This window comes from Streptomyces sp. NPDC052016 (assembly GCF_044548445.1).
Lineage (GTDB): Bacteria > Actinomycetota > Actinomycetes > Streptomycetales > Streptomycetaceae > Streptomyces.
In genome coordinates this window covers 84,638-99,562 of sequence record NZ_JBIUBX010000029.1, presented here as the reverse complement: position 1 = coordinate 99,562, position 14,925 = coordinate 84,638, and the positions used below count along the sequence as shown (strand labels likewise).

The 14,925-nt window shown below is 71.2% G+C and carries 10 protein-coding genes and 1 pseudogene; 4 read left to right on the top strand and 7 right to left on the bottom strand.

The features are described from left to right. Positions 1–172: 172 nt before the first annotated feature. A complete protein-coding gene (locus tag ACIHAR_RS31540) occupies positions 173–1,600 on the top strand; it encodes an ArnT family glycosyltransferase (RefSeq protein WP_400022812.1) in 1,428 nt (475 codons plus the stop codon). Positions 1,601–1,648: 48 nt separating this feature from the next. Beyond that, positions 1,649–4,135 carry a galactose oxidase-like domain-containing protein gene (locus tag ACIHAR_RS31535; RefSeq protein WP_400022811.1) on the top strand — a complete coding sequence of 829 codons (2,487 nt, stop codon included), beginning with the start codon at positions 1,649–1,651 and terminating at the stop codon, positions 4,133–4,135. 2 nt (positions 4,136–4,137) lie between these two features. Here the strand turns inward: ACIHAR_RS31535 and ACIHAR_RS31530 are convergent, their stop codons facing one another. The 4 genes and pseudogenes from ACIHAR_RS31530 to ACIHAR_RS31515 form a co-directional block, all read right to left on the bottom strand. Beyond that, a complete protein-coding gene (locus ACIHAR_RS31530) occupies positions 4,138–4,869 on the bottom strand; it encodes a Mut7-C RNAse domain-containing protein (RefSeq protein ID WP_400022810.1) in 732 nt (243 codons plus the stop codon). Positions 4,870–4,902: 33 nt separating this feature from the next. Next, the gene (locus tag ACIHAR_RS31525; protein WP_365461289.1) at positions 4,903–5,544 is read right to left on the bottom strand and encodes a TetR family transcriptional regulator; all 642 of its coding nucleotides are present in this window, start codon (positions 5,542–5,544) and stop codon (positions 4,903–4,905) included. Next, positions 5,541–6,305, bottom strand: a pseudogene (locus ACIHAR_RS31520) (MFS transporter); the annotation flags it as partial. The gene ACIHAR_RS31525 and the pseudogene ACIHAR_RS31520, both read right to left, overlap by 4 nt. Positions 6,306–6,410: 105 nt before the next feature. Then, on the bottom strand, positions 6,411–7,124 hold the full coding sequence (locus ACIHAR_RS31515; protein WP_400022809.1) for a hemolysin III family protein: 714 nt from the start codon (positions 7,122–7,124) through the stop codon (positions 6,411–6,413). A 294-nt stretch (positions 7,125–7,418) separates the two neighbouring features. Between ACIHAR_RS31515 and ACIHAR_RS31510 the strand changes: the two genes are divergently transcribed. Beyond that, a complete protein-coding gene (locus tag ACIHAR_RS31510; protein WP_365461292.1) occupies positions 7,419–9,242 on the top strand; it encodes a phosphoenolpyruvate carboxykinase (GTP) in 1,824 nt (607 codons plus the stop codon). A 454-nt stretch (positions 9,243–9,696) separates the two neighbouring features. Here the strand turns inward: ACIHAR_RS31510 and ACIHAR_RS31505 are convergent, their stop codons facing one another. Further along, a complete protein-coding gene (locus ACIHAR_RS31505) occupies positions 9,697–10,122 on the bottom strand; it encodes a hypothetical protein (RefSeq protein ID WP_365461294.1) in 426 nt (141 codons plus the stop codon). Between the two features lie 103 nt (positions 10,123–10,225). Continuing rightward, the gene (locus tag ACIHAR_RS31500) at positions 10,226–11,437 is read right to left on the bottom strand and encodes a pyridoxal phosphate-dependent aminotransferase (protein WP_365461296.1); all 1,212 of its coding nucleotides are present in this window, start codon (positions 11,435–11,437) and stop codon (positions 10,226–10,228) included. A gap of 964 nt (positions 11,438–12,401) precedes the next feature. On the opposite strand from ACIHAR_RS31500, the gene ACIHAR_RS31495 reads away from it, so the two are divergent. Further along, positions 12,402–13,307, top strand: a complete 906-nt coding sequence (locus tag ACIHAR_RS31495) for a serine protease (protein WP_400022808.1) — start codon at positions 12,402–12,404, stop codon at positions 13,305–13,307. 4 nt (positions 13,308–13,311) lie between these two features. On the opposite strand, the gene ACIHAR_RS31490 is transcribed toward ACIHAR_RS31495, so the two are convergent. Continuing rightward, a complete protein-coding gene (locus ACIHAR_RS31490) occupies positions 13,312–14,922 on the bottom strand; it encodes an amidohydrolase family protein (RefSeq protein ID WP_400022807.1) in 1,611 nt (536 codons plus the stop codon). Between the last annotated feature and the right edge of the window lie 3 nt (positions 14,923–14,925).

Genomic DNA, 14,925 nt, shown 5'->3' with positions numbered 1-14,925 from the left:
AATACCGCACACACGTGCGCGTGATGCGTCCGAAACCGCAGTTTCCGAAGGTTCGTCTTCCGTTTCCCGGCCGACGCCGGGAGATTCGGGCAGTGGGCGCACCTCCATACGCGGAAGCGTGTTACGGAATGATGTTTTCTGGGTTGCCCCCGTATTCCTCGCCGGTCTCGTGGTGAGGATCCTCGGAATCGGTAATTACCCCTTCCCGAATGACGACGAGGGCACCTATCTCGCGCAGGCGTGGGCCGTACAGCACGGAGAACTCGCGCATTACACCTACTGGTACGACCACCCGCCGCTGGGCTGGATCCAGCTCGCCGGCTTCTCCTGGCTGCCGAACTGGCTCCTGCCCGACCTGCCCACCTTCGTGCAGGGGCGGATCGCCATGCTGCCGGTGGCCGCGGTGTCGATGGTCCTCGTCTACGTCATCGGCCGGCGCCTCGGCCTGGCCCGTCCCACGGCCGCCGTCGCGATGCTGCTGTACGCGCTGTCGCCGCTCGCCGTGGTGCTGCACCGGCAGATCTACCTCGACAACCTCGCCGTGCTGTGGGTGCTGGCGTCCTTCGCGTTCGCGCTCTCACCGCGCCGTCACCTGTGGCACCACGTCGCGGCCGGCATGGCGTTCGCGGTGGCGGTGCTCTCCAAGGAGACCATCGGGGTCCTGCTGCCCGTCCTGCTGGTCACCCTGTGGCAGGGCAGCCACCCCAGCACCCGCAAGTTCTCCTTCGCCGGCTTCGGCTCCGGCTTCGTCCTGACCGGCCTGTTCTATCCGCTGTACGCCCTGCTCAAGGGCGAGCTGTTCCCCGGCGACGGACACGTGTCGCTGCTCGGCACGCTCAAGTTCCAGCTCGGCGGACGCGAGGGCAGCGGATCGGCCTTCGAGGAGGGCACCGATGCCCACCTGCTGTTCACCGACTGGCTGGACCGGGACCCGTACCTGCTGATCGGCGGTGCCGCCGCGGCCCTGTGCGCGTTCGCCGTGCGACGGCTGCGGCCGGCCGCCCTCGCCGTCCTCGTGCTGGCGCTGGTCGCCCTGCGGCCCGGCGGATACCTGCCGCAGATGTACATCGTGCAGGTCCTGCCGTTCCTGGCGCTCACCCTGGCCGGGCTCGCCCAGGCCGTGGTGACCCGGCTGCCCGGCAGGCCGCACCTGCGGACCGCCGCCGCCGTCGCGGCCGTGGCCGCCGCCGCGGCCTTCGCCGGACCGCACTGGTACGAACGGGACCGCGCCGCCGTGAACGCCGACGACAACGGCGTCTACCACGACGCCTCGCGCTGGCTGCGCGAAACACCCGTCGGCGACCGCGCGAAGGTACGCATCGTCACCGACGGCGTGCTGTGGCTCGACGCGGTCGACGCCGGCTACCGCCCGGGCACCGGTGTCATCTGGCACTACAAGCTCGACCAGGACCCGGCGGTCACCAAGACACTGCCGCACGGCTGGAAGGACATCGACTACGTCGTGTCCACCGCGGCCCTGCGCGGTGAGCGTGAACACCTGCCCACCCTGCGGGCCCTGTTCGCGCACGGCACGCCCGTCGCCACCTTCGGCGAGGGCGGCGGACGGATCGACATCCTCCGCATCGACAACGACGAATGACGCACCACCCGTAATGCCGGGGGGCTCGTGAACAAGGGGGGAACCACCATGTACGGAGCCCGAAGACAACCATGGCGGCGGTCGCTGCCGCGCGGAAGAACCACCCGTCTGCTGCTGACCGCCCTCATGCTCTTCGCCGCCGCCCTCGGGCTCAGCCCGCTGGGCGCCCAACCCGCCACCGCCGCCACCAACCTGGTCAGGAACCCGGGCCTGGAGATCCTCGACGGGCCCTCCCAGTTCCCGCAGTGCTTCGAGAAGTCGGGCTGGGGGGACAACGACTTCACCTTCACCGTCACCGACGACGCCCACTCCGGCAGCCGGGCCGTGCGCATCGAGCTGACCCGGCGCGCCGACGGTGACCGCAAGACGATGATGCTGGAGAACACCTGCGCTCCGCAGGTCACTCCGGACCACCAGTACGACCTGTCGTTCTGGTACAAGTCCACGACGCCGAACGTGGCGTTCACCCTGTTCCGTCACGACACCGTCCAGGGCTGGGTCTACTGGACCGACCTCAAGACCCTGCAGCAGTCCGCCGGCTGGACCCGCACCGAGGTCCGCACCCCGGTCATCCCGCCGGGCACCGACCGGATCACCTGGGGCGGCGCCCTCTACGGCGTGGGCACCCTCACCACCGACGACTACGCGATGACGGACGCCACCGTCCCCTCCGGCCCCGACCCCTGCACCACGGGCGGCACGGGACCGGAGTGCAAGGGGGAGTGGACCGTGCAGACCACCGAGATGCCCGTCCGGGCCATCCACTCGGTGCTGCTGCACACCGGCAAGGTGCTGCTGATCGCCGGTTCCGGCAACGACCTCGACATGTTCGAGGCCGGCACCTTCAAGACGTCCGTCTACGACCCGGTGGCCGGCACCTACACCGACATCCCGACGCCGGAGGACTTCTTCTGCGCCGGACACGTCCAGCTCCCCGACGGCCGCGTGCTGGTCATGGGCGGCAACAAGGACTACGCCCTGCCCGACGGCAGCGTCGGCTACAAGGGCCTGCGGTCCAGCTACGTCTTCGACCCGGACCAGAACAAGTACATCAAGGTCAACGACATGCTGGCGGGCCACTGGTACCCGTCGGCGACCGCGATGGGCAACGGTGACGTCATCTCGCTGGGCGGACTCGCCGAGGACTCCTCGGGCACGGTCGTCAACGAGCACTTCTCCTACGCCCAGAACAAGTGGCTGCCGCTCGGCGAGGCCAAGCAGGCCTGGTCCTTCTGGGGCCTGTACCCGTCGATGATCCTGCTCCAGGACGGCCGCCTCTTCTACACCGGCAGCCACGTCTTCGGCAACGGCCTGCCCGGCACCGGAGCCTCCGTCTACGACTACCAGGCCGGGACCATCGCGGACGTGCCGGGCCTGCGCAAGAAGGACGAGCGGGACCAGTCCATGTCGGTGCTGCTGCCGCCCGCACAGGACCAGAAGGTCATCACCATCGGCGGCGGCAACCACACCGTCTCGCCCGACGCGCACCGGCTCGTCGACGTCATCGACATGAAGGCCGACGCGCCGCGGTACGTACCCGGGCCCGACCTGCCGCAGGGCCACTACCAGGACGGCACCCCGCAGACCGGCGACCAGGGCAAGGTGTACGTCTCGGCGGTCATCCTCCCGGACGGCAAGGTCCTGGAGACCGGCGGCGCCCTGCACACCTACCGCGAGGACCCCGTCTTCGAGGCGTCGATGTACGACCCGGCGACCAACAGGTTCGAGCCGGGCCTGGCCACCGACCCGGTCCCGCGGACGTACCACTCCTCGTCCCTGCTGCTCCCCGACGGCCGCGTCCTGAGCGTCGGTGACAACCCGGGCGACGGCTCCTTCGACCAGCGTGTGTCGATCTACAAGCCGCCGTACCTGTTCAAGGGCGACCGGCCGCAGATCACCTCGGTGGCCAATACCACCTGGGCGTACGGCACCGCGCAGCGCATCACGGTCGACAAGCCGGTGGTCAAGGCGTCCCTGATCCGCCCGGCCGCGATCACCCACTCCTCCGACCCCAACCAGCGTTACGTGGACCTGCCGATGACGGTCGAGGGCAACACCATCGACCTCAGCCTGACCAGCAATCCCAACCTGGCGCCTCCCGGCTGGTACATGCTGTCGGTGGTGGACGCGAACGGCGTTCCGTCGGTGTCCAAGTGGGTGCGCATCGGCGGGAGCGGCCAGGTCGCGGCGGCCCGGGTGCAGCAGTTCGCTGAGGACCTGACCGAGGTTCCGGCGAGCGAGAAGAGCACGGTGAGCCCGAGGAGCACCGCCAGGACCGACATCCAGCACCACCAGGGGCACAAGGGCCACAAGATGCCCGCCGGCTTCGACGGCTGCGACCACTCCTACGGCACCATCAGCCAGTGCGTGCCGTGGACCTTCCCGAAGAAGGTGGACAAGATCGCCGAGCGGTGCGACTGGCTCAAGAAGAAGGGCTACGGCACCGGCCTCCCGGTCGGCGGCCGTGACCGCCACGGCCTGGACCGCAACAAGGACGGCATCGCCTGTGGAAAGGGCGACGTGAGGAGGACGTAGGGCTAGCGGTCGCCCGCGAACTCCTCCAGGGCGCGCTCCACGATGGCCTCCAGCTGTTCGTGGTGCGCGCCCTTCCAGTACGCCCGCCCGCACTCCCGGCACTGCGCGAACACGTCGTACGACCGCTGCGTGCCGTGCTTCAGCTGGTGGGCGACCTCGTCCTTGCTCGCCTCCTTCAGCAGCCCGTTGCACGCGGTGCAGCGCGTCCACGGGTGCAGCTCGGGCGCGAACCGGTCGAGGACGTCCCGGAGTTGGTCGTCGGGGCGGGTGCTGTACACGAACGCGCCGGCCCACAGTTCGCGGCGGCGCAGCAGGCCGCGGTCGCGGCTGAGCATGACCCGCTTCTCGGCGGCGGAGCGGGCGGCGAGCGCCGGGTCGCCGATGTCGGTGGACTCGTACGCCGTGTCCACGCCGAGCAGGCGCAGCCGGCGGGCGAGGGTGCCGAGGTGGACGTCGAGGAGGAAGCGCAGGGGCGCCCCCGGAACCCGCTGCGGGCGCTCGACCGGGCGGACGCTCACCGCCTCGCCGTGCGCCGGGATGTGCGAGACCGGCACCGGACGGCCGTCGACGACCAGCGCGCCGACCTCGGTCAGCGGGACGCCGAGCGACTCGACGACGTGCCCCAGGGTGGAGACCCCGTCGACGGCGAGGGGGCGGACGCCCCCGCGCCGGGCGTGCGGGACGAACAGGGCAAGCTCGGGCGCGACTTCGACGTGGATCTCGGGTGTGCTCACTCGGTCAGGATGGCACGGGGGAGCGGCGGAGCCTCAGGGGTTTTCCCGGGGGAGGCCGTGCTGGAGGACCGCGAGGGCGCGGTCGACGAGGGAGGTGAGGTCGTCCTGGTGGCCCCGCTCGGCCCAGTACAGGGACGCCTCCATCAGCCCGCCGATGAGGGCCATCGCGTAGACCCGCACCTCCAGGCCGTCGGGATCGCGGCCGGTGCGCTCGCCGATGGCGGCGCAGAGCGTGCGGCCGGTGACCGACATGCTCTCCATCATCCGGGAGCGCACCGCGGGGACCTCGACCATCAGCCGGGTGCGCAGCCGCGCCACCTCGACGTCCTCGTCGACGCCGGTGCGTATGGCCTCGCGCATCACGTGCCGGATGCTCTCCGGCCAGGGTTCCTCGGCGGGCCGGGACCGCAGGCCCTCCAGCAGGACCGGGTCGTACTCGTCCGTGAGGACGATGTCCTCCTTGGTCGGGAAGTAGCGGAAGACGGTCGACGGTGACACCTCGGCCCGCTCGGCGATCTGCTCGATCGTGGTGGCCTCGTACCCGTGCTCCGTGACCAGCGCGTAGGTCGCCGAGCGGATCGCCTCGCGCGTCTTGATCTTCTTGCGTTCGCGGAGGCCGAGCCGGGGGCGGTCGGCGGGGGCGAGGGGGGAACGTGCGGCCGTCATGCTGGTCATTGTCGGGCATCGGCCGTCGGGGCGGCCATGCCTGGCGCGTCGGCTTCCGTGCGGCGCGCCGTCCCCGGCAGGAACACGGCCGCCAGCAGCGCCGAGACCAGGGCGGCGACACCGCACACGATCAGGACCAGGCCCATGCCGTGGACGTACACGCCGTTCGCCGAGGCGGCGAGGGGCGCGGAGCCCGCCCGCTCGGCGATCAGGTGGGCGGCGACCACCGAGTCCCCGGCGGTGTCGGCGGCCCCCGCGGGCAGACCGGTCACGTCGAGACGGTCGCGGAAGGCGGCGGAGAGCAGGCTGCCGAGCACCGCGATGCCGATCGCCGCGCCGACCTGACGGAAGGTCATCAGCAGGTCGGAGCCGCTGCCGGCGTGGTCGGCGGGCAGGGTGGCGAGCGCCCGGTCATGGCCGGCAGGAGGGCTAAGCCGAAGCCCAGGCCGGTGATCACGAGCCACAGCGCGGTGAAGCCGTATCCGGAGCCGGTCGCGGTGCGGCCGCCGAGGAGGCCGGCGAAGGCGAGGACCGCCAGGCCCGCGGCGACCGAGGCGCGCGCCCCGAACCGGGCGGCGCGGGGGCGGGACCGCCTTCGCGGCCACCGTGAAGCCGCCGACCAGCGGGAGCAGGCGGATGCCGGTGCCGAGGGCGTCGTTGCCCTGGACGGCCTGGAGGTAGGGCGGCAGGACGAACAGCAGCCCGGACAGGACGAACATCACCAGGGTCGCGGCGACGGTGCTGAGCAGGAAGCAGCGGTGGACGAGGAGGGGCGATGCGTTGTCATGATGGTCTCCGCTGTCGGGGTGGTCGTCGGCGCACGCGAAAGGGCCACGGCTCGCAAGCCGTGGCCCTGGGAGGAGGCGGAAGAAGGTCTACGCGTGCTGGTACGCCACCAGCGAGATGCCGACGTAGTGCACGACGAAGGCGGCCAGCGTGAAGGAGTGGAAGACCTCGTGGAAGCCGAACCACCGCGGTGAGGGGTTGGGCCGCTTGATGCCGTAGATCACGCCGCCCGCGCTGTAGAGCAGGCCGCCGACGACGACGAGGACCAGCACGGCGATGCCGCCGGTGCGCAGGAAATCCGGCAGGAAGAAGACGGCCGCCCAGCCCATCGCGATGTAGCAGGGGGTGTAGAGCCAGCGCGGTGCGCCGACCCAGAACACCCGGAACACGATCCCGGCCACCGCGGCGGCCCAGATGCCCCACAGCAGCCACTGGCCCTTGGCCTCCGGCAGGAGCAGCAGGGTGAGCGGGGTGTAGGTGCCCGCGATGATCAGGAAGATGTTCGCGTGGTCGAGGCGGCGCAGGATGCCGTCCATGCGCGGGGACCAGTTGCCCCGGTGGTACAGCGCGCTCACACCGAACAGCAGGCACGCGGTGAGGGCGTAGATGCCGCAGGCGACGCGGCCGCGCGCGGAGTCGGCGAGCGCGGTGAGCACGAGGCCCGCGATGAGGGCGGCCGGGAACATGCCGAGGTGCAGCCAGCCGCGGAGCTTGGGCTTGACCGGATGCGGCAGGGAGAGCGCGACGGGACCGCGGCCGGCGGCCGGCGTGTCCGTGGGCGCGTCAGGGGCGGACGCAGTCATGCGCCGCATCGTACCTACGGAACCGTAAGTAACGGATCGGTCGGGCGAGATGAGGCACGAAGAGTGGCCATCATCTCACGGTCACCCCCACGTGTGGGAAGAGTGCCCCGGGGGTACACGTGGCGAGCCTCACCCTGCTCATCTGTGACGTCCTCTGGACAGATGCGCTGGAGCGTCGGATGATCAAATGAGTGCGGTCGGCACCGGATGAGCGCTCAGCAGCTCGCTGCGAAGCATCCGGGCCGCGGCCCCCACGGGGCAGACAAGGACAAAATCCCTCACCTAGGAGCGATCGTGGCGCGCGACATCGCGGCTCCCCCCGTCATCCCCACCCAGCACCAGGAACTGATCTCGTGGGTGAACGAGATCGCCGAACTGACGCAGCCGGACAACGTGGTCTGGTGTGACGGATCCGAGGCCGAGTACCAGCGGCTCTGCGATGAGCTGGTCGAGAAGGGCACCTTCCGGAAACTCGACCCGATCAAACGCCCGAACTCCTACTACGCGGCCTCCGACCCGACCGACGTCGCCCGGGTCGAGGACCGCACCTTCATCTGCTCCGAGAAGGAGCAGGACGCGGGCCCGACCAACCACTGGAAGGCCCCCGCCGAGATGCGGGAGATCTTCCAGGGCGAGAAGGGCCTCTTCCGCGGCTCGATGCGCGGCCGGACCATGTACGTCGTGCCCTTCTGCATGGGCCCGCTCGGCTCCCCGCTCTCCGCGATCGGCGTCGAGATCACCGACTCGGCCTACGTCGCCGTCTCCATGCGCACCATGACCCGGATGGGCCGGCCGGTTCTGGACGAGCTCGGCTCCGAGGGCTTCTTCGTGAAGGCCGTGCACACCCTCGGCGCCCCGCTGGAGCCCGGCCAGCAGGACGTCCCGTGGCCCTGCAACCAGACCAAGTACATCTCCCACTTCCCGGAGACCCGCGAGATCTGGTCCTACGGTTCCGGCTACGGCGGCAACGCCCTGCTCGGCAAGAAGTGCTACGCCCTGCGCATCGCCTCCGTCATGGCCCGCGACGAGGGCTGGCTCGCCGAGCACATGCTCATCCTCAAGCTCACCCCGCCGCAGGGCGAGTCCAAGTACGTCGCCGCCGCCTTCCCGAGCGCCTGCGGCAAGACCAACCTCGCCATGCTCGAGCCGACGATCTCCGGCTGGACGGTCGAGACGATCGGCGACGACATCGCCTGGATGCGCTTCGGCGAGGACGGCCGCCTGTACGCCATCAACCCCGAGGCCGGCTTCTTCGGCGTCGCGCCCGGCACCGGCGAGCACACCAACGCCAACGCGATGAAGACGCTGTGGGGCAACTCGGTCTTCACGAACGTGGCGCTCACGGACGACAACGACATCTGGTGGGAGGGCATGACGGAGGAGACCCCGGCCCACCTCACCGACTGGAAGGGCAACGACTGGACGCCGGAGTCCGGGACGCCCGCCGCCCACCCCAACGCCCGCTTCACCGTCCCCGCGGCCCAGTGCCCGATCATCGCGCCCGAGTGGGAGGACCCCAAGGGCGTGCCGATCTCGGCGATCCTCTTCGGCGGGCGCCGCGCCACAGCCGTCCCGCTGGTGACCGAGTCCTTCGACTGGAACCACGGCGTTTTCCTCGGTGCCAACGTGGCCTCCGAGAAGACCGCCGCCGCCGAGGGCAAGGTCGGTGAGCTGCGCCGCGACCCGTTCGCCATGCTGCCGTTCTGCGGCTACAACATGGGCGACTACATGGGCCACTGGATCGACGTCGCCAAGGACAAGGACCCGTCCAAGCTGCCGAAGATCTACTACGTCAACTGGTTCCGCAAGGACGACGAGGGCAAGTTCGTCTGGCCCGGCTTCGGCGAGAACTCCCGCGTCCTGAAGTGGATCGTGGAGCGCCTGGAGGGCAGGGCCGAGGGCGTCGAGACGCCGATCGGCATCCTGCCGACCAAGGAGGCCCTGGACACCGACGGCCTGGAGCTGGCCGACAAGGACCTGGACCTCCTGCTCACCGTCGACAAGGAGGTGTGGCGCGAGGAGGCCGCCCTGGTCCCCGAGCACCTCAACACCTTCGGCGACCACACGCCCAAGGAGCTGTGGGACGAGTACCGCGCACTGGTGCAGCGCCTGGGCTGAGTGAGCCCACCCAAGACGCCGCGGCCGGCTCCGATCGTGCCCTGACCAGCAACATCGTCACGGCCGGCCGCGGTGAGCACCATGGACCGGCGAGGCTCCGCACAACGGCGTGCGGGGCCCTGGGCCCGCCGTCGTCCTCCGTCCGCCCCGACGCGAGGACGACGGCGGGCCCTCGCCCGTCGGCCGGCCGGGGCGTGGGTGGTCCGGGCGGTGAGCTGGCGGTGGACGAGATCCCCGCTCGTGCCCTCGAAGCGGACCCAGGATGTCGAGGACGTCCTCCGTCACCGGCGCCACCGACATCGGAACGCGTCCCGCACGCGTCGTTCGAAGGGATCGCGTCACTGCGCCGCAGAGTGGGCGCGGCCGTCGACGCGGATGTGCCGTTCATGGCGCCCGGTCCGCGCGTCGCTGCGGGTGCACGCGGACCGGGGCCGTTCGAGGGACCCCAGAGGGGTCAGCCGGCGGCGGTCAGTTCCTCTTCCGCCAGCGCGGCGGCGTGCGCGTCCATGCGCTGTGCCGCCAGGATCGCCGCCGCCGTGTCCGCGCGGGACGCCGCGACGACGAGCGCGCGGCCCGCCAGCGTGTGCGCCCGCTGGTGGAGCGCCGCCAGCGGCGGCTCGGACCGGTTGGCGGTCGGGGTCGTACGGACCGGCGTCCGTCCTCCCCGCAGCCGGGCCACCTGCTGCGCGAGCCGTTCGGCCGCGTTGTCCAGGTCGGTGGACGGTGCCGGCGCGCGCAGCTCGTCGGTGACGGCGAGCAGCGCGGCGAGATGGCCCGCGAGCTGGATGTCCAGCTCCTCCTCGCGGGACCGGTGAGGGAAGTCGGAGGTGGCGCCGGCCATCGTGCTGTGGACCGACTTGGTGCGGATCGGTTCGTACATGAGGATGGCCTCCCGTGCTCTGACAGGAAGCCATCCTAGCTTAGATTCCGTCTAAAGTTGAGCCGACCGCAAGATCAGACCTGTGTGACCACGCAGGGTGAGCTCAGGGCTGGCTGTAGCCGTCCAGGAAGCGACCGATGCGGCCCATCGCGTCCCGCAGGTCCGTCACCGTCGGCAGGGTCACCACCCGGAAGTGGTCCGGCTCCGGCCAGTTGAAGCCGGTGCCCTGGACGACCATGATCTTCTCCCGCCGTAGCAGGTCCAGGACCATCCGCCGGTCGTCCTTGATCTTGAACACCGTCGGGTCCAGCCGCGGGAAGAGGTACAGCGCCCCCTTCGGCCGTACGCACGTCACGCCTGGGATCTGGGTGAGCAGCTCGTACGCCGTGTCCATCTGCTCCTTGAGCCGCCCGCCCGGCAGGACGAGGTCGTTGATGGACTGGCGTCCGCTCAGTGCGGCCACGACCCCGTGCTGCCCCGGCATGTTGGCGCACAGCCGCATGTTCGCCAGAATCGTCAGGCCTTCGATGTAGGAGTCGGCGTGGGCGCGCGGGCCGGAGATGGACATCCAGCCGACCCGGTAGCCGGCCACCCGGTACGCCTTCGACATGCCGTTGAAGGTGAGGGTCAGCAGGTCCGGGGCGACCGCGGCGGTCGGGGTGTGCCGGGCGCCGTCGTAGAGGATCTTGTCGTAGATCTCGTCGGAGCAGACCAGCAGGTTGTGGCGGCGGGCGATGTCCGTCAGACCGCGGATCATCGCCTCGTCGTACACCGCGCCCGTCGGGTTGTTCGGGTTGATGATGACGATCGCCTTGGTGCGGTCGGTGACCTTGCGCTCGACGTCCGCGAGGTCCGGCATCCAGTCCGACTGCTCGTCGCAGCGGTAGTGGACGGCCGTGCCGCCGGAGAGTGAGACCGCCGCCGTCCACAGCGGGTAGTCCGGCGCCGGGACGAGGACCTCGTCGCCGTCGTCCAGCAGGCCCTGCATCGCCATCACGATCAGCTCGGAGACCCCGTTGCCGATGAAGACGTGCTCGACGTCGGTCTCGATGCCCAGGGTCTGGTTGTGCATGACGACCGCCCGGCGCGCGGCCAGCAGGCCCTTCGCGTCGCCGTAGCCGTGGGCCGAGGAGACGTTGCGGAGGATGTCCTCCAGGATCTCCGGCGGGCAGTCGAAGCCGAAGGCGGCCGGGTTCCCGGTGTTCAGCTTGAGGATGCGGTGCCCTGCCGCTTCCAGGCGCATCGCCTCCTCGAGAACCGGGCCCCGGATCTCGTAACAGACGTTGGCGAGCTTCGTCGACTGGATCACCTGCATGACTGGGAGCTTACGGCTCGGTAACGCTCCGCGGGGGGTGTTTTCCGCCACGTGAGACGAGCGGTTTGTGGGGGTATCGCCGTCCGCTGTCCCAGGCGCACCACCGGTATCTACAATGCGCGGTCATGTCCAGGCCAGGTGAAAGTGGGATGCCCCCGGTGCGGCCGAATGTGTACCTCCCGAGCGGCGAGGACGCGCCGGCGTACGACGGGTATGCCGATCCGGCCGTCGCGCACGGCTGGCAGAACGCGTACGACGAGACGGCCGAGCTGCCTCGTGTCGGCGCCGCGGCCGGCTCCCCGGCCGACGGGGCGGGTGGCCGTGCCGACCGGCGGCGTGCGGCACGCCGGCCGGGCCGTGTGGCGGTCGGCGCCGGGGCGCTCGGGGTCGTGTCCGTGGCGGCTCTGATCGCGGGGCTGACCCTTTCCGGGGGCGCCGAGGACGCGGAACACGGGAGGCCGGACGGCACGCGGTCGGCATCCGGCGAGCCGGCGGCGCCCGCGGAGTCCGTGTCTCCGTCCGTCTCGGGCTCCGCCGGTACCGCGGAGCCGGCGCGCGATGCGTCTGCCGGGCCGAGTGCCGGGCCGTCCGCGAGCGCCACCGCGTCCGAGGCGCCCGCTGCGTCCCCTTCGGCGAGCGCGGTCACGAGTTCCGCGCCGGCCGCCGTGAGTTCCCCTTCCGCGTCTCCCTCCGGCAAGACCAACGGGAAGGGGCGGGGTCCGGGGGCTTCCAAAGGCCCCCGGTAGGTGGGTGCGCTCCTCCTGAGCCGGGCGTACCGCGGGCGGGGCTTCCAGGGGGCCCCGGTGGGCGGGTGCGCCTCCTGAATCGGAGGTTCCGCGGGGCGCCCGGTCCCGGCTGAAAAGCGGTCCTTGTCGTCTCCCCTCCGCGCACTAACAATGCGCATGACAAACCAGCGGGCGACCGGAAGATCTCCGGTCGCCTCGTCATAAGAGGGGACCCCCACATGAGAAAGCCTCTCGTCGCCGCGCTCTTCGCCCTGGCGATCGCCGGGGCCGGCGCGGCACCCGCGGTCGCGGCGCCCGTGACCGCGGCTCCGGCGGCCACCGCCGAGCCGACGGCCGCCGAGCCGACGGCCGCGGAGCGGGCCGACGCCCGGGCCGCGTCGCCGGCCCTCCAGGCCGTCACCCTCGCCGGGACCGTCGCGCTGAGCAACTGTTCCGGGTCCGTCGTGCGCTTCCCGAAGTCCCTCGACACCGACCCGGCGCTCGTGCTCACCAACGGCCACTGCCTGGAGACCGGCTTCCCGGCGCCCGGCCAGGTGATCGTCAACCGCGCCTCCAGCCGCACCTTCGGCCTGCTGAACTCCGCCGGCACCCGCGTCGCCACGCTGCGCGCCAGCAAGATCGCCTACGCGACGATGACCGACACGGACGCGACGATCTACCAGCTCACCACCAGCTACGCGACCATCCGGAACTCCTACGGCATCAGCGCGCTCACCGTCCAGGACACCCACCCCACCGCCGGCACCGCGATCACGGTCGCCTCCGGCTACTGGAAGCGGCTCTACAGCTGCACCATCGACGGGTTCGTGTACCGGCTGAAGGAGGGCGACTGGACCTGGAAGGACTCGGTCCGCTACACCTCCGCCTGCCAGACGATCGGCGGCACCTCCGGCTCGCCGGTGATCGACCAGGCCACCGGCAGGGTCGTCGCCGTCAACAACACCGGCAACGAGGACGGCGCGACCTGCACGGTGAACAACCCCTGCGAGGTCGACGAGAGCGGCGGCGTCACCGTCCGCCAGGGCATCAACTACGCCCAGCAGACCTACCAGTTCCCCGCCTGCTTCACGACCCGCAACCAGCTGAACCTCAGCGCGAGCGGCTGCACCCTGCCCAAGCCGTAAGGGTCTACGACGGGGTCCTGCGCACCGCCCGCCCCGCCAGTACGTCGGTCCGCCGCCCGTCCTCGATCACGAACCGACCGTCGACCAGGACGTACGGGATGCCGGTGGGCGGCGTGCGCGGGGCGTCGTAGGTGGAGCCCGCCGCGACCGTGCGCGGGTCGAAGAGGACCAGGTCGGCCCGGTACCCCTCACGGACCAGCCCGCGGTCCGGCAGCCGCAGCCGGGCCGCCGGGCGCCCCGTGAGGTGAGCGACGCACTCCTCCAGCGACAGCACCCCCAGCTCCCGGACGTAGTGGCCGAGGTAGTGGGGGAAGGTGCCGTAGGCGCGCGGATGCGGCTTGGCGCCCTGGAGGATGCCGTCCGAGCCCCCGGTGTGCACCCGGTGGCGCATGATCGCCCGGACGTTCTCCTCGTGGCCGACGTGTTGCAGGATCGTCGGGGCCAGCCGGTCCTGCAGCAGGAGGCGGCGGGCGGTGGTCCACGGGGCCTCGCCGCGCAGGTCCGCCGACTCCTGGACCGTGCGGCCGACGTACGCGCCGAGGCCGGGGCTGCCGACGCCCGAGATCTCGATCGTGTCCCACTCGACGGGCACGCCGTGGCAGCCGTCCGCGCCGAGGACCTCCAGGTGGTGGCGGATCCGTTCGGCGGTCTCCTCGTCCGCCAGCCGCCGCAGCACCGCCTCGGGCCCGCCCTCGCTCGCCCAGCTCGGCAGCAGCGCCACGAGCGTGGTACAGCCGGGCGTGTACGGATACGTGTCGAGGGTGATGTCGGCGCCCGCGGCCAGCGCGTCGTCCAGGAGGGCCAGCAGCTCCGGCGCACGGCCCTTGTTCACGCCGAAGTTCATCGTGGCGTGGGCGAGGTGGAGCGGACAGCCCGCCTCCCGGGTCAGCGCCACCATCTCCTCGTACGCCTCCAGGGCGCCCGCGCCGTAGGAGCGGTGGTGCGGGCAGTAGTAGCCGCCGTACGAGGCCACCACCCGGCACAGCTCGGTCAGCTCGGCCTCCTTGGCGTACATGCCGGGCGTGTAGGTGAGGCCGGAGGACAGGCCGACCGCGCCCTGCTCCAGCCCCTCGGCCACCAGCCGCCGCATCCGGTCCAGCTCCTCGGGCGTCGCCTCGCGGTCCTCCCAGCCGACGGCGAGCGCGCGGACGGTCCCCTGGGGGATCAGATAGGCCGCGTTGACGGCGATGCCCCGGTCCAGCCGGTCCAGGTACTCGCCCACCGACCGCCAGTCGAAGTCGATGTCGTCGCCGTGGCCGTTCCAGCCTGCGATCGCACGGCGCACCTCGTCGAGCGTGCGGTCGTCGACGGGCGCGTACGACAGCCCGTCCTGACCGAGGACCTCGAGCGTGACGCCCTGCGCGGCCTTCGCGCTGTGGTCGGGGTCGCGCAGCAGGGCGAGGTCGCTGTGGGCGTGCATGTCGATGAAGCCGGGGGAGAGGACCAGCCCCTCCGCGTCCAGCTCCCGCATCGCCCGGGGCCGCTGGCAGCCCGCCGCCGCGGCCTCCTTGACGACGGACACGATCCGCCCGCGGTCGACCACCACGTCGGCGCGGTACGACGGTTCGCCGGAGCCGTCCACGACGTCCGCGTCCCGGATGACGAGCTCTTCCACGCC

Coding starts and splice junctions, on each gene's coding strand:
- ACIHAR_RS31495 (WP_400022808.1), top strand. CDS start 12,402: ATGAGAAAGCCTCTCGTCGCCGCGCTCTTCGCCCTGGCGATCGCCGGG.
- ACIHAR_RS31535 (WP_400022811.1), top strand. CDS start 1,649: ATGTACGGAGCCCGAAGACAACCATGGCGGCGGTCGCTGCCGCGCGGA.
- ACIHAR_RS31505 (WP_365461294.1), bottom strand. CDS start 10,122: ATGTACGAACCGATCCGCACCAAGTCGGTCCACAGCACGATGGCCGGC.
- ACIHAR_RS31515 (WP_400022809.1), bottom strand. CDS start 7,124: ATGACTGCGTCCGCCCCTGACGCGCCCACGGACACGCCGGCCGCCGGC.
- ACIHAR_RS31500 (WP_365461296.1), bottom strand. CDS start 11,437: ATGCAGGTGATCCAGTCGACGAAGCTCGCCAACGTCTGTTACGAGATC.
- ACIHAR_RS31525 (WP_365461289.1), bottom strand. CDS start 5,544: ATGACCAGCATGACGGCCGCACGTTCCCCCCTCGCCCCCGCCGACCGC.